The sequence below is a fragment of the Pseudomonas sp. Irchel s3h14 genome, from assembly GCF_900187425.1.
Taxonomy (GTDB): Bacteria; Pseudomonadota; Gammaproteobacteria; order Pseudomonadales; family Pseudomonadaceae; genus Aquipseudomonas.
In genome coordinates this window covers 64,318-79,274 of sequence record NZ_FYDJ01000002.1, presented here as the reverse complement: position 1 = coordinate 79,274, position 14,957 = coordinate 64,318, and the positions used below count along the sequence as shown (strand labels likewise).

The window sequence follows — 14,957 nt, the reverse complement described above, 5'->3', positions numbered from 1 at the left end:
GCGGCGCCGGAATAGTCAGGCAAGGGCCCGAAGCCCTTGCCTGGCCGAAAGGCGCTCTTATTCCTGATTTTCGCCACGCTCGCGGGCAATGGCACGGTAGCCAATGTCCTTGCGATAGAAACAGCCTTCCCAGTCAATTTTGGCGGCCAGCTTGTAAGCCTGCTGCTGAGCGGCATCGACGCTGGCACCCATTGCCGTGGCGCAGAGTACCCGACCACCGGCCGTCACCACTTGACCGTCCTTGAGTGCAGTACCAGCGTGGAAGACTTTGCCTTCCAGTGCTGCAGCTGCATCGAGACCGTTGATGGCAACGCCTTTAGCGTAGTCACCAGGATAGCCGCCAGCGGCCAGCACAATGCCGACGCTCGGACGCGGATCCCATTGTGCTTCGACCTTGTCCAGGGCTTGCGCCAGCGCCGCTTCGACCAGCAACACCAGGCTCGACTGCAAACGCAGCATCACCGGTTGGGTCTCAGGGTCGCCGAAACGGCAGTTGAATTCGATGACTTTTGGGTTACCAGCCTTGTCGATCATCAGACCGGCGTACAGGAAACCCGTGTAAACGTTGCCTTCCTCGGCCATGCCGCGCACGGTCGGCCAGATCACCAGATCCATGACGCGCTTGTGCACTTCAGCGGTCACGACCGGGGCAGGGGAGTAGGCACCCATACCGCCAGTGTTTGGACCGGTGTCGCCGTCGCCGACGCGTTTGTGGTCCTGGCTGGTGGCCATCGGCAATACGTTCTTGCCGTCGACCATGACGATGAAGCTGGCTTCTTCGCCGTCCAGAAACTCTTCGATCACCACGCGCGAACCGGCATCGCCGAATGCGTTGCCGGCCAGCATGTCGCGCACGGCGTCTTCGGCTTCGGTCAACGTCATGGCAACGATCACGCCTTTACCGGCGGCCAGGCCATCGGCCTTGATCACGATCGGTGCGCCTTTTTCACGCAGATAAGCCAGGGCAGGCTCAATCTCGGTGAAGTTCTGGTAGTCGGCGGTCGGGATCTTGTGGCGCGCCAGGAAATCCTTGGTGAAGGCTTTCGAACCTTCCAGCTGAGCAGCGCCAGCGGTCGGGCCGAAGCAATCCAGGCCACGGGAGCGGAACAGATCGACGACACCAGCGACCAGCGGCACTTCCGGGCCGACGATGGTCAGTGAAACGTTTTTCTCGGCGAAGTCAGCAAGCTGTTCGAGTGCCAGCACGTCGATAGCGACGTTCTCGCACTTGGCTTCAATGGCGGTGCCGGCGTTGCCGGGCGCCACGAAAACTTTCTGCACGCGCGGATCCTGAGCCACTTTCCAGGCCAGGGCGTGTTCACGGCCACCGCTGCCAATGATCAAAACATTCATTTCAAAAACCTCGGATGACGCTAATTCTGTGGAGGGCGATCGTTCCCACGCTCTGCGTGGGAATGCCTCTGCGGACGCTCCGCGTCCGAGGGACGCGGAGCGTCCCGGGCTGCGTGCCCACGCAGAGCGTGGGTACGATCAAGCAAACAAATCAGTGACGGAAGTGGCGCATGCCAGTAAAGACCATGGCGATGCCAGCTTCATCAGCTGCTGCAATCACTTCGTTATCGCGCATCGAGCCGCCAGGCTGGATCACCGCAGTGATACCAACCTTGGCCGCGTTGTCGATACCGTCGCGGAACGGGAAGAATGCATCCGATGCCATGACCGCACCCTGAACCTGCAGACCAGCGTGTTCAGCCTTGATCGCAGCAATACGCGCGGAGTTCACACGGCTCATCTGGCCAGCGCCGACACCGATGGTCTGACGGTTCTTGGCGTAGACGATGGCGTTGGACTTAACGTACTTGGCGACTTTCCAGGCGAAGATCAGGTCGTGGATCTCTTGCTCGGTCGGGGCGCGCTTGGTCACGACTTTCAGGTCGTCGGCACCGATCATGCCGATGTCGCGGCTCTGCACCAGCAGACCACCGTTGACGCGTTTGTAGTCCCACGCAGCGGCGCGATCAGCCGACCACTCGCCGCAGGCCAGCAGGCGCACGTTGGCTTTGGCAGCCACGATGGCGCGAGCTTCTTCGCTGACGGACGGGGCGATGATCACTTCGACAAACTGACGCTCGACGATGGCCTTGGCGGTTTCAGCATCCAGTTCGCGGTTGAAGGCGATGATGCCGCCGAACGCCGACTCGGTGTCGGTGGCGTAGGCCAGTTCATAAGCCTGGCGGATACCGCCTTCGGCGTCCGGGCTCACGGCCACGCCGCACGGGTTGGCGTGCTTGACGATCACGCAAGCCGGTTTGACGAAGCTCTTCACGCATTCCAGCGCGGCATCAGTGTCGGCCACGTTGTTGTACGACAGCTCTTTGCCTTGCAACTGGGTCGCCGTGGCGATACCGACTTCGGCAGGCTTGGCTTCAACGTAGAACGCCGCGCTCTGGTGCGGGTTCTCGCCGTAGCGCATTTCCTGAGCCTTGACGAACTGGCTGTTGAAGGTGCGCGGGAACTCGCTGCGACCTTCGGTGCTGAGGGTGTCAGCCGCCTGGTTCACAGTGCCCATGTAGTTGGCGATCATGCCGTCATAGGCGGCAGTGTGTTCGAAGGCCTTGAGCATCAGGTCGAAACGCTGAGCGTAGGTCAGGCCGCCGGCCTTGAGGCTTTCGAGGACGCTGGCGTAGTCGCTGGCATTCACCACGATGGCCACGTCTTTGTGGTTCTTGGCTGCCGAACGGACCATGGTCGGGCCGCCGATATCGATGTTCTCGATCGCGGTCGGCAGGTCGCAGCCTGGCTTGTTGATGGTGGCTTCGAACGGGTACAGGTTGACCGCTACCAGGTCGATCGGCTTGATGCCGTGCTCGTTCATGATGGCGTCGTCGATACCGCGACGACCGAGGATCCCGCCGTGGATTTTCGGGTGCAGGGTTTTTACCCGGCCGTCCATCATTTCTGCGAAACCGGTGTAATCCGCGACTTCCACTGCGGCAACACCGTTGTCGCGCAGCAGCTTGAACGTTCCGCCGGTGGAGAGGATCTCGACGCCCAGGGCTTCAAGCTCTTTGGCGAATTCGAGGATCCCGGTCTTGTCGGAAACGCTGATCAAGGCGCGGCGGATCGGCAGGCGGGTAGTCTGGTCGGTCATTTCAATTTCCATCAAAAGCAAAGGAGTCAGCAAAAAAGGCGACCGTTTTTACGCGGGCGCCTTTCTGGTTTGATTGAATGCTTACAGCAAATCGTACTGCTTGAGTTTCTTGCGCAGCGTGCCTCGGTTCAGTCCGAGCAGCTCGCTGGCCTTGGTCTGGTTGCCCTTGACGTAGTTCATCACGCACTCGAGCAGGGGCGCCTCGACTTCGGAGAGCACCAGGTTGTACACATCCGTGACGGCAGCGCCCTCAAGGTGGGCGAAATAATTGTGCAGCGCCTTCTCGACACTCCCGCGAAGGGTCTGACCTTCTTCGCTCGGAGTATTGAGGTGCTGTTTCAAATTCACGTTGTCGCTCACGGGTGTTGTTCCACTCACTAAAGTCTCGGTCATCATCGTCATGCGGCCACCCCTTCTCCGTCCCCTGTCAGGCTCTTGTAACGTTCGGCGAAGAAGCCCCGAACGTTGGCGCATTGTGCTTCCGTATCTTCCAAACGATTGAAGTGGGCGCGAAACTCCCTGGCGCCCGGCAAGGTTGCGAGATACCAGCCCACATGCTTTCGAGCAATGCGTACGCCCATGACGTCTCCATAGAAGACGTGCAGCGCAGCCAGATGCTCTAGCAGAATGCGTTCCACCTCGATCAGTTCCAGTGCCGGGAGTTTCTCGCCGGTACGCAGAAAATGATCGATCTCACGAAAAATCCACGGCCGCCCTTGGGCGGCCCGGCCTACCAGCAGGCCATCGGCACCGGTCGCATCGAGCACGTACCGGGCCTTCTCTGGCGAATCGATATCGCCATTGGCAAAGACCGGAATCGACACGGCCTGCTTGATTGCGGCAATGGTGTCGTACTCGGCTTCGCCGGTGTACAGATCGGCACGGGTGCGGCCATGGACTGCCAGCGCCGTTATGCCTGCCTGCTCGGCGATCTTCGCCACGGTCAGGCCGTTTTTGTTGTCCCGGTCCCAGCCGGTACGGATCTTCAGGGTCACCGGCACATCAACTGCAGCCACTACGGCCTGCAGGATCTCGGTCACCAGTGCTTCATCCTTCAACAGCGCGGACCCGGCGGCCTTGTTGCAGACCTTTTTCGCCGGACAGCCCATGTTGATATCAATAATCTGTGCGCCCAGTTCAACGTTGGCCCGGGCCGCATCCGCCAGCATTTGTGCATCACCACCGGCGATCTGTACCGAGCGGGGCTCGGGATCACCTTCGTGGATCATGCGCATCCGCGATTTGCGGGTGTTCCACAAGCTCATGTCGCTGGTGACCATTTCCGAGACTACAAGTCCTGCGCCCAGTCGCTTGCACAGCTGACGAAAGGGTTGGTCTGTGACTCCCGCCATCGGGGCGAGAATCAAGCCGTTGTGCAATGTGTAAGGACCGATGCGTACCGCCGACATAGGACTTCCCTGTTGTGGGGTCGGATCATGAGAGTTCGAAAAAGGGTTGGCATGATACCCGCTCTCGATGACTGGATAAAGGCTGAATTGAACAAAATCTGAACAGTTATTCTGTTATCGCCAGCGGTTTGGTGTGAGCGGCCAAAGTCAGAAATATGCCGTCAAAGCCGTAACACTGAACCGTTTCACTCGGGCGAATGGAAGCTCAGGCTGTAATTCACCGCTTTGGAGCCTGGATCGAGGATATCCAGTGCGATGTGGATCGGCGTTTGCGGAGGCATTTCCGCCATCCCTTCGAGATCGCCGTTGAGGTACTCGCCGGGCTTGAAGCGACGGCTGGCGATCAGGTGGCCGTTGAGGTCGGCAAAACGCAACTCCAGCAGCGGGAAAGGCTGGGAGAAGGGCGCGCGGTTGTAGATGATCGCGTCGACCACCAGTGCACCGTTGAAGTCCGGGTGACTGCGGACCACCAGGTTGCTGCTTTTGATTTTGGCGATGTCGACTTTGGATGGCACGGTGCAGCCGATTTGCGGACACACTTGCTGGAACCACGGACGGTACTGGTCCTGACGCGCCAGTTCATCGAAATGGTAGGCGATGTACTGACCGGCGAGCGCGGCGGCGCCGAGCAGGATCAGCAGCAGCCAGAAAAATCGGCGACCCCAGGGTGAGCGGCGCTTTTGCCAGTCCAGCTGCAGCGGGTCATCGGTCAGCTCTTGCAGGGCTTCGGCGCGGACAGCCGGCTCACGCTTTTTGCGCTGAGGCTGGATCGAGGGCCGATCGTCGTCGATATCATCGGTCGCCGACAGGCGTTCGTGATGCATCGGTGCGTCGAGCGGGTCGTGCAGTCGCAGCTGTGGCGGCAGATGTTCGTCGTCCAGTTCCACCGGTTCCAGGGACAGCGAAGGTTCGGTGCGCGAGTATTTGCTCGGATCGAGTTCCAGCTCCGGCAAGTCGGCTTCAGTGGTCTGCGCACGATCGGCAGCCGATTCGCTGAACAGGCTGTCGGGCCACGGCGCTTCTTCGTGCTCGACGGTATCCCGGCTGGCACTCAGATTGTCTTCGCGGGGCCGGCCGAATTCCGTGGTCGGCTGGATCTCCCGTTGTTCGAGGCGAGCGAGCTCTTCGTCCAGGTCCAGACTGTCCAGATCCAGCTCGGCCGCGGTCCATTGCTTTTGGCTGATGGCTCGCGGCTCCGGCGGTTCGACGATGACCGGGGCAGCCGGCGTGATCGCGTCCTTGCCGGACCGTTGCTCAAGTAGCTGCTGGGCGGCGTTGAACACCTGCAAGCACGAGCCGCAACGAACCACTCCGCGGGCCACGCTCAATTGAGCATGGCTGACGCGGAAGCTGGTTTGGCAATGCGGGCACTGAGTGACGAAGCTGTCGGTCATGCGGCAATCCGGTTTATGCAGGCGTTCATTCTAGCGCCGACGGCCAGTGATGCGCACCCAGCCATCGCGATTGGCGATCGGGTCCAGATCGAAGTCCTGAGCGTAAGCCTTGGCGACTTCTTCACCTTGCTCGGCGAGGATGCCCGACAGTGCCAGACGACCACCGGATTTGACCAGGCTGGACAATTGCGGCGCCAGGGAAACCAGCGGGCCGGCCAGGATGTTGGCGACCAGCACGTCGGCCTGAACCTGCGGCAGATCTTGCGGCAGATACAGCGGGAACAGTTCGTCGGCGATGTTGTTGCGCCCGGCGTTATCGCGGGAGGCTTCCAGGGCTTGCACGTCGATATCGGTACCGACGGCTTCCTTGGCGCCCAGCAGAAGGGCGGCAATTGCCAGGATCCCCGAGCCGCAGCCGAAGTCCAATACGTTGCAGTCCTTCAGGTCCTGGCCGTCGAGCCATTCCAGGCATAGCGCGGTGGTCGGGTGAGTGCCGGTGCCGAACGCCAGGCCCGGGTCCAGCAGCAGATTGACCGCGTCAGGCTCGGGAGCTGCGTGCCAGCTCGGCACAATCCACAGGCGCTGGCCGAAACGCATTGGCTGGAAACCGTCCATCCAGCTGCGTTCCCAGTCCTGGTCTTCGATGACTTCGCTGTGATGCTCGGGCAGCGGACTGCCGGTCAGCAACTCAAGGTGGGCCAGCACGGTGGCGGCTTCGGTGCCACCTTCGAACAGGGCCAGCAAGTGCGTGTGCGACCACAGCGGCGTGGTGTTGAGTTCCGGCTCGAAGATCGGCTGATCTTCGGCGTCCATGAAGGTCACCGATACGGCGCCCACTTCAAGGAAAGCGTCTTCGTAGGTTTCGGCTTGTTCTGGGCTGATGGCGAGACGGACTTGCAGCCAAGGCATGGCGGGCACCTTTGAAAAATATTGATTGCAGCCTAGCGGGCTGCGAGAAGCGCGCAAGTTTACGCGAGCGCGGGGCAGAAGACGACAGGACCGACATGTGTATGCTTTTCGTAGGAGCATGGCTTGCCCGCGATTCAGGCGACGCGGTCTCTCAGGTAGACCGTATCATCGTTCATCGCGGGCAAGCCTTGCTCCTACAGAAACAACAAAGCCGCTCGAAAGCGGCTTTGTTGGTCTGGATCACATATTAGTGCTGATTCCCTGCATTGTTGGCTGTGAGCCATTGCAGGCCTTTGTTCGTCAGACGATAGCGTTGCAGGCGGCTGTTGGGGCGTTCAGGCAGCGTCATTTCAAGCACCCCGGCGGCCATGGCCGGCAGTATGTAAGCCTTACGGAAATGGTCGGCGTTTTTCAGGCCCATAGTGGTCTGAAGTTCCAGCCTGCTCATGTTGCCTTCAATGGCCCTCAGCACCGAAGCGACTTCCATGCTGACTTCCATGGTTGTTGCTTCTGCTCTCTGTGACTGAGGGTGCGCTGGAAGCCGTACGACATACGAAATCCGATCATCGTCGGTTTCAAATAGTGGCGCAGGTGAGCCATTGCCCGCCATGACCTTGAGGATTTTCGGGATGCCTGTCGAGCGGCCTTCGGTCAGATTCAGTTCTTTCAGGAGCTCACCAATTCGCCGGTTACGGTAGCGGCGGCTCACGGCGCGGCCTATTCGCAGGTCCTCCATTCGAATCGAGCGGTCTGGCCCCGGAAAGCTCAGAATCACCAATTCTTCCTGGCTGATGCGGACCTCAATCGGTTCGCGTTCTTCATAGGACCGGTGATAAACGGCATTGACCAGCGCCTCTTCAATAGCAGCGAAGGGGAAGTTCCAGATCCGTGTAGCTTCGGCGCGGTCTGCATGCTTGATCACTGTTTCATGCAGGTAATTGCGCTGGATATAAGCCAGTGATTCGCGGGTTATGGTTGCCAGTGGTCCCTTGAAGATCTTTTCGTCAAGGCGATCACCGCCAGCACCCTCCGGAAACCACAGCACATCAATCTGTGTGCCGGGGAAGAATCGCTCTGGGGCTGGGCTAAAGAACATCAGGCCTGCATTTTTAGGCCATGGCGACTCGGTCGGGCCGCCCACGACGTTCATTTGTCGCCCTAGCGCTTCGGTAGACAGAGCTGCTGCATCCTCGGCCAGGGCACTGCCCACTTCTTGCAGAAAGCTTTGCATTAGAGGTTTGGACAGATCACTGACACGAGCACCCAAATTGAAGCGGTCATCAAAAGGTACCTTGGCAGTAAGGCTCAAGAGTTCCTGTTCGGTTTCGCCCTTGGCTTCCACCGTGCTGCTGTAGCGACGGATGTAGTAGTGCAAGCTTCTGTGTTTGGCTGTCACTGCGGCCGGAGCTTTATAGGGACGATTTTGCCCGCCGGGCGCCCATAGCACGATCAACTTGCGACCTTCGACCTCTTCCATGCTCAACACTGGAAAGTAAGCAGGCTGAATTGATTGGCAAGCCGCTAGCAGTTCGAGCTGGATCTTGTCGAGCACCTGATCGGAAAGTCCCTGTGGAGGAAAGATCGGCTGACCATTGGCATCGCAATCCTGCCCAATCACAACGTAACCACCGCCCAGGTTTTCGAAGTCGTTGGCGAAAGCGCAGAGCGTGCGAATGATCGGATCAGGATTCCAGCCTGATTTGTATTCGATTCGCTCACCCTCGACTGCGCCTCTGGCGCAGGAGATCGTTGAGATTGATGGGCAGTTTTTCAGGCATGGGCTGGCTCTGGTTCGTCGGCGTTGCGCTGATAAGAGGGCGATTATAGCCAGCCCGGACAAACCAGTGCCTGCCAGATTAGCCCTCGCTGGGACGGATGAAACCACCAGAAACAACAAAGCCGCTCGAAAGCGGCTTTGTTGGTATGGATCACAGCTTAATGCTTTTCGCCAGCCAGCTTGTGTTCCAGGTAGTGGATGTTGATTCCACCTTTGCAGAAGCCTTCATCACGGACCAGATCGCGGTGCAGCGGGATGTTGGTCTTGATCCCGTCGACAACGATTTCGTCCAGCGCATTGCGCATGCGCGCCAACGCTTCGTCACGGGTTGCGCCGTAGGTGATCAGCTTGCCGATCAACGAATCGTAGTTCGGCGGAACGGCATAGCCACTGTACAGGTGCGAATCGACGCGAACGCCGTTGCCGCCTGGTGCGTGGAAATGCTTGACCGTGCCTGGGCTCGGCATGAAGGTTTTCGGGTCTTCGGCGTTGATTCGGCATTCCAGTGCATGACCGCGGATAACCACGTCTTCCTGGGTGTACGACAGCTTGTTGCCAGCGGCGATGCTGAGCATCTCCTTGACGATGTCGATGCCGGTGACCATTTCAGATACCGGGTGCTCAACCTGAACGCGGGTGTTCATTTCGATGAAATAGAACGCGCCGTTCTCGTACAGGAACTCGAAAGTACCCGCGCCACGGTAGTTGATGTCGATGCAAGCCTTGACGCAGCGTGCGAGGACTTCAGCCCGTGCCTTCTCGTCGATGCCCGGTGCCGGCGCTTCTTCGAGAACCTTCTGGTGACGACGTTGCAGCGAGCAATCGCGGTCGCCCAGATGGATGGCGTGACCCTGGCCGTCGGAAAGTACCTGAACTTCCACGTGACGTGGGTTGGTCAGGAATTTTTCCAGATAGACCATCGGGTTGCCGAACGCTGCGCCCGCTTCGGTGCGGGTCAGTTTGGCGAAGGAGATCAGGTCTTCTTCTTTATGCACAACGCGCATGCCGCGACCACCACCGCCGCCAGCGGCTTTGATGATCACCGGGTAACCGACTTCGCGACCGATGCGCAGAGCGGTTTCTTCGTCTTCAGGCAGTGGGCCGTCGGAACCCGGAACGGTTGGAACGCCCGCTGCGATCATGGCGTGCTTGGCCGATACCTTGTCGCCCATCAGGCGAATGGTGTCGGCTTTCGGGCCAATGAAGGCGAAGCCGGAGTTCTCGACCTGTTCAGCGAAATCAGCGTTTTCCGCAAGGAAACCGTAGCCTGGGTGAATGGCGGTAGCGCCAGTCACTTCAGCCGCGGCGATGATTGCCGGGATGTGCAGGTAAGAATGCGCGGCCGAGGCCGGGCCGATGCAGACGGATTCGTCTGCCAGACCCAGGTGCATCAGCTCTTTGTCAGCCTTGGAGTAAACGGCGACAGTCTTGATGCCCATCTCTTTGCAGGCACGCAGAATCCGCAGGGCGATCTCACCGCGGTTGGCGATCAGAACTTTTTCCAACTTCGCAGTCATCAAAGTCTCTCCGCGGTTCAAACGATGGTGAACAGCGGTTGGTCGTACTCAACCGGCTGGCCGTCTTCGACGAGGATAGATTCGATCACACCGCTGGATTCAGCTTCGATGTGGTTCATCATCTTCATGGCTTCGACGATGCACAGGGTGTCGCCTTTCTTCACGGTCTGGCCGACTTCAACGAAGGACGGCGAGGATGGCGAAGACTTGCGATAGAAGGTGCCGACCATAGGCGAACGGGCAACGTTACCGTTCAGAACTGGCGCGGCCGGAGCAGCAGGTGCGGCGGCAGCAACCGGGGTAGCAGCAACAGGCGCAGGCGCCGGAGCATGCATTGGAGCCGGTGCGTAGTACTGCTGAGCCGGGGTCTTGCTGTGACGGCTGATGCGTACGGACTCTTCGCCTTCCTTGATCTCGAGCTCGTCGATGCCGGACTCTTCCAGCAGTTCGATCAGTTTCTTAACTTTACGGATATCCATGAATCATCAACTCCCAAGGGTCGGTCAGGGGCGTATAGCTTGTTGTTCAAGCTGTTCCAGGGCGGCCTCCAGGGCCAGTCGATAACCGCTGGCGCCAAGGCCGCAGATCACTCCCACCGCTACGTCGGAGAAGTAAGAGTGATGGCGGAAAGGTTCGCGTTTGTGCACGTTAGACAAATGCACTTCGATGAATGGGATGCTCACCGCCAGCAGCGCGTCACGTAATGCGACACTTGTGTGCGTAAAAGCTGCTGGGTTGATCAGAATGAAGTCCACACCTTCGCTGCGGGCAGCGTGGATGCGGTCGATCAATTCGTACTCGGCGTTGCTTTGCAGGTGCAGCAAATGGTGGCCGGCTTCACGGGCACGGCGTTCCAGGTCCTGGTTGATCTGCGCCAGTGTCGTAGCGCCGTAGGTGCCCGGTTCACGGGTGCCGAGCATGTTCAGGTTGGGTCCGTGCAGAACCAGTAGCGTCGCCATCTGCTGTTCCTTGTTATCTGTGTGCAATTGTCAGAACCCGGCGACTATGCCGCAAAGCCTTTGTGACTGTCCAGTTCTATGCAATAGCCAGCACGATGGCCGATGTTTGCGCGAAATATGTGACCGGGTTATTAAATCCGGTCATTTGCTTTCGCAACACGTTCGGCGAAGTCGGTGGCGTTGATCTCGCCGATCACTCGCACATCGGCGTGTTCGATGCCGTCCTTGCCGAAAAACATCAGCGCTGGCGGGCCGAACAGTTTGTAGCGGTCGAGCAGGGCGCGTTGCTCGGCGTTGCTGGCGGTGATGTCGAAGCGGATCAGTCGATAGCCTTTGAGGCGTTCGACGACCGTGGCGTCGTTGAGCACTTTATGTTCGATGACTTTGCAGCTGATGCACCAGTCGGCGTACCAGTCGAGCAGCAGCGGGGTGCCCGATGATTTGGCTTCGGCGAGGACACGGTCCAGGTCTGCCGGGGTGCTGATGGTTTGCCAGGTGCTGGTGCTTTGCGGTTGCTCATTGCCTGCAACCGTGCGCGGCTGGCCAATCGGATTGAGCGGGTCGGTCTGGCCGCTGAACGCTCCGTACCAACACGCCAGCGCATAAAACAGCAGGAACATCCCAAGCAATTGGCCCAGGCGTTTTCTCGGCGGTTTGTAGACAAACTCCAGCGCACCCATGAACAACCCGGCGCCACCGGCCAGCAAACCGATCAGCAGCAACGTGATCTGGCCCGGCAGTACTCGACTGAGCAGGCCGATCGCCAGCCCCAGCAACAAAACGCCTATCGCGTTTTTCACATAGATCAGCCAGGGTCCGCTTTTCGGCAGCCAGGCGGCACCACCGGTGGCGACCAGCAACAGCGGGGCGCCCATGCCTAGGCCAAGCATGAACAGTTTCAAACCACCGCCCACTGCATCGCCGCTGGCGCTGATGTACAGCAGCGCGCCGGCCAGCGGTGCCGAGACGCAGGGCGAAACCAGCAGGCTGGAAACCACGCCCAGCACAGCGGCACCCCACAACGAACCACCCTCGGTGCGACCGGCGATCCGATCCAGCCGACTGCTGATAGCGTGAGGCAGCTTGAGTTCGAAGACACCAAACATCGCCAAGGCAAACAGCGCAAAAAACATCGCGAACGGCACCAGCACCCACGCCGATTGCAACCGCGCCTGAAGATTGAGCTGTGCGCCGAACATCCCCATCAGCGCGCCAAGCAGGGCGAAGCAGACGGCCATTGGCAGCACATAAGCGAGGGACAGATTGAAGCCGCGCAAACCACCCACCTGACCGCGCAACACTACGCCGGACAGGATCGGCAGCATCGGCAGCACACACGGTGTGAACGTCAGGCCTACGCCTGCGAGGAAGAACAGCGCCAGTTCGCGCCAGCTCCAGGCCGGGGGCGCGCCTGTGCTGCCATCAATACTCAGGCGCTCGGTCTCGGGTGGATAGCACAAGCCTTTGTCGGCGCAGCCCTGATAGGTCACGGCCAGGGTGAAGGCGCGTTGATCGGTGCGCGGCAGCTCTACATCGAGAACCCCGTGGTAGACCTCGACATCGCCGAAATACTCATCGTGCTTCTGTTCGCCCTTGGGCAGTTGCGCGGCGCCCAGGCCAACATCACTCGGGTCAGCGCGAAACTGAAAACGATGGCGATAGAGGTAGTAACCCTCTGCGGCGACGAAACGCAGCTTGATCGATAGCGGTGTGCTTTCGACCAGGCTCAGCTGAAAGGCTTCGCGTACCGGCAGAAAGTCGGCGCTGTTGTTGATCGAGCCCAGCGTCGAACTGGGCCGACTGTCCAGCAACCCGGCGGCGGTGGCCGGCAGGGCGAGCACTAAAAACAACAGGCAGAGCAAACGGCGCATGACAATCTCGCGTATCGAAAGTGAAGGCATGATAGCGGACAGTCGCGGGGAGTGCAGGGCCGGAGTTTTGATCGTTCCCACGCTCTGCGTGGGAATGCAGCCCGGGACGCTCCGCGTCCCAAGAGCGGACGCAGAGCGTCCATTGAGGCATTCCCACGCAGAGCGTGGGAACGATCATCAGGTAAGGGCAACTATCAGACGCGGAAGGCCTGGACGGCGGTATGCAACCTTCCACCCAGCACCAACAAATTCTCACCCTGCACGCGCCCCTCACCGATGCGCAGCAAGTTATCCCCACCCAATTGGTGAATCCGCTCACTGTGATCGCGGATCTCGCTGACGGCACCGCTCTGCTGGGCGGTGACATCGGCGATGCGCACGGCGGTGTCGGAAATGGTCTGGATCGCGCCGACGATTTTATCCAGCGCACCGTCGGCGGCCTGGGCCTGATTGGCAGTGGCTTCGGCGTGTTCGACCTGGGCGCGCATGCCTTCCACCGATTGTCGCGCCGCGGTTTGCAAACCGGCGATTAACGTCTGGATCTCTGCTGTGGCGCCAGCGGTGCGTTGTGCCAGTGAACGAACTTCTTCGGCCACCACCGCAAATCCTCGACCCATTTCCCCGGCACGGGCCGCTTCGATGGCGGCGTTCAGGGCCAGCAGGTTGGTCTGGTCGGCAATCGAGCGGATCACTGTCAGCACGCCGCCAATGGTTGCCGACTCCTCGGCCAGGTGTTCGATCATCTGCGCGTTGCCTTGCACTTCACCGACCAGCGCGTGCAGCCCGGTGAGACTCAAACCGATGACTTTCTGGCCGTGCTCTACCGCCAGCCCGGCATGGCGGCTGGCGTCGGCCGCCTGGCTGGCATCGCCGGCAACCTGTTGAATGGTCGCTTCCAGCTCGCCGAGGGAATCGCGGATCAGCGCCGTGTCGCCGGCCTGATGTTCGGCGCCGCTGTGCAGGTCATTGCTCAACTCGGCCAAGGTTCGGCTGCTGCCGGCGACCTGTTCGGCGTTGAGGCGAATGGTCCCGACCAGGTCGACCAGATAGGCGCGCAAGCGATTGAGCGACGCTTCAATGTCGTGCAGTTCACGATTGGTTTTACCCAGTTGAATGTCCTGGCTGAAGTCGCCCTCGGCCCAGGTCGAAAGGGCCGGGGCGAGGTTGGTCAGCGTCCGGGCCAGTTTCCGTTGCAAGGTGTCGATGAGCAAAGCAATCAGCAGAATCAGGCCAATCATCACGCCTTGCATCAGCCGCACTTCGCCCTGGATCTGTCCGTGCTGGGCGCGAACCACCGGCTCCAGTCCGGCGATGGCCTGCTGCACGGCGGCGATTTTCAGGTGAGTGGCGGCGCTGAGGTCGGTGCGTTTCTGGATCTGGTCACGAGTGCGCGCCAGTTCGGCCGGGTAGCGAGTGAGGAGGCTGTTCAGTTCACGCTTGAGGCCCACGCCTGCATCCTCGGCAACAGCTTTTTCGGTGTTCTCCAAGCCCATCATCGCGGCGAAATCATCGGTGCCGGATTCGCTGCTGCTGGCTACACCGAGCAGCGGCAAGGCGCCCAGCAACTCAGCCTGAGTGCGAATGTTGGCGACTTCACGCTCGACATCGGCGGCCAATTCGCTGCGGCCGCTGCTGACCAGTTTGTTCCGGGCCAGAGACAATTTGCCCAAGTGCTGGGAGGCGGCGAGCAATGGCGTCAGATACGCCGCGTTAGCGCTGGCGTACTGACTGAGCTGATCGAGGCTGGCACCGAGTTCGCGTTCGGCCTGAAGCAGCAGCGCTTGCGGATCACCGGCCAGTTTGCCGGCCGCCAGCAGATCGGTTTTGCTGAATTCTTCGAGGTTCGACAGGCTCGGGCGCAAGGTGTCGGCCAACGCCGGCGGCAACTCTGCGAGTTCCTTTTGCACGCCGTCAATGGCCTGGCTGGCGCTGCTCAGGCGCAGGGCATCGCCGCTGGCGAGGTAGTCCTCGATGTTACGCGCCACTTCATTTTGAAATTGCTGGGACAA

At 60.1% G+C, this 14,957-nt stretch carries 12 protein-coding genes; all 12 read right to left on the bottom strand.

The window, feature by feature from the left end:
* Positions 1 to 57: 57 nt before the first annotated feature.
* The 12 genes from purD to CKW16_RS32795 all read right to left on the bottom strand — a co-directional run bounded on the left by purD (position 58) and on the right by CKW16_RS32795 (position 14,186).
* Positions 58 to 1,353: a phosphoribosylamine--glycine ligase gene (purD, locus tag CKW16_RS04075; protein WP_046044758.1), complete on the bottom strand. Its 1,296-nt coding sequence runs from the start codon at positions 1,351 to 1,353 to the stop codon at positions 58 to 60.
* 151 nt (positions 1,354 to 1,504) lie between these two features.
* A complete protein-coding gene (purH, locus tag CKW16_RS04070) occupies positions 1,505 to 3,112 on the bottom strand; it encodes a bifunctional phosphoribosylaminoimidazolecarboxamide formyltransferase/IMP cyclohydrolase (RefSeq protein ID WP_095127320.1) in 1,608 nt (535 codons plus the stop codon).
* An 81-nt stretch (positions 3,113 to 3,193) separates the two neighbouring features.
* Positions 3,194 to 3,514, bottom strand: a complete 321-nt coding sequence (gene fis, locus CKW16_RS04065; protein ID WP_007907419.1) for a DNA-binding transcriptional regulator Fis — start codon at positions 3,512 to 3,514, stop codon at positions 3,194 to 3,196.
* Positions 3,511 to 4,521, bottom strand: a complete 1,011-nt coding sequence (gene dusB, locus CKW16_RS04060; RefSeq protein ID WP_095127319.1) for a tRNA dihydrouridine synthase DusB — start codon at positions 4,519 to 4,521, stop codon at positions 3,511 to 3,513. The genes fis and dusB overlap by 4 nt, the downstream gene beginning before the upstream one ends.
* Positions 4,522 to 4,706: 185 nt before the next feature.
* Positions 4,707 to 5,915 carry a DUF3426 domain-containing protein gene (locus CKW16_RS04055; RefSeq protein ID WP_095127318.1) on the bottom strand — a complete coding sequence of 403 codons (1,209 nt, stop codon included), beginning with the start codon at positions 5,913 to 5,915 and terminating at the stop codon, positions 4,707 to 4,709.
* 30 nt (positions 5,916 to 5,945) lie between these two features.
* Positions 5,946 to 6,824: a 50S ribosomal protein L11 methyltransferase gene (gene prmA / locus CKW16_RS04050; protein WP_095127317.1), complete on the bottom strand. Its 879-nt coding sequence runs from the start codon at positions 6,822 to 6,824 to the stop codon at positions 5,946 to 5,948.
* Positions 6,825 to 7,071: 247 nt separating this feature from the next.
* On the bottom strand, positions 7,072 to 8,721 hold the full coding sequence (locus tag CKW16_RS04040; protein ID WP_256580441.1) for a Fic family protein: 1,650 nt from the start codon (positions 8,719 to 8,721) through the stop codon (positions 7,072 to 7,074).
* A 38-nt stretch (positions 8,722 to 8,759) separates the two neighbouring features.
* The gene (gene accC, locus CKW16_RS04035; protein WP_008153754.1) at positions 8,760 to 10,118 is read right to left on the bottom strand and encodes an acetyl-CoA carboxylase biotin carboxylase subunit; all 1,359 of its coding nucleotides are present in this window, start codon (positions 10,116 to 10,118) and stop codon (positions 8,760 to 8,762) included.
* Between the two features lie 17 nt (positions 10,119 to 10,135).
* On the bottom strand, positions 10,136 to 10,597 hold the full coding sequence (gene accB / locus CKW16_RS04030; RefSeq protein ID WP_095127315.1) for an acetyl-CoA carboxylase biotin carboxyl carrier protein: 462 nt from the start codon (positions 10,595 to 10,597) through the stop codon (positions 10,136 to 10,138).
* Between the two features lie 24 nt (positions 10,598 to 10,621).
* Positions 10,622 to 11,077 (bottom strand): type II 3-dehydroquinate dehydratase, encoded by a 456-nt coding sequence (aroQ, locus tag CKW16_RS04025; protein WP_008031265.1) that lies wholly within the window; start codon positions 11,075 to 11,077, stop codon positions 10,622 to 10,624.
* 131 nt (positions 11,078 to 11,208) lie between these two features.
* Positions 11,209 to 12,948: a protein-disulfide reductase DsbD gene (locus CKW16_RS04020; protein ID WP_095127314.1), complete on the bottom strand. Its 1,740-nt coding sequence runs from the start codon at positions 12,946 to 12,948 to the stop codon at positions 11,209 to 11,211.
* Positions 12,949 to 13,142: 194 nt separating this feature from the next.
* Complete coding sequence (locus CKW16_RS32795; RefSeq protein ID WP_371918009.1) at positions 13,143 to 14,186, bottom strand: methyl-accepting chemotaxis protein; 1,044 nt, start codon at positions 14,184 to 14,186, stop codon at positions 13,143 to 13,145.
* Positions 14,187 to 14,957: the final 771 nt, after the last annotated feature.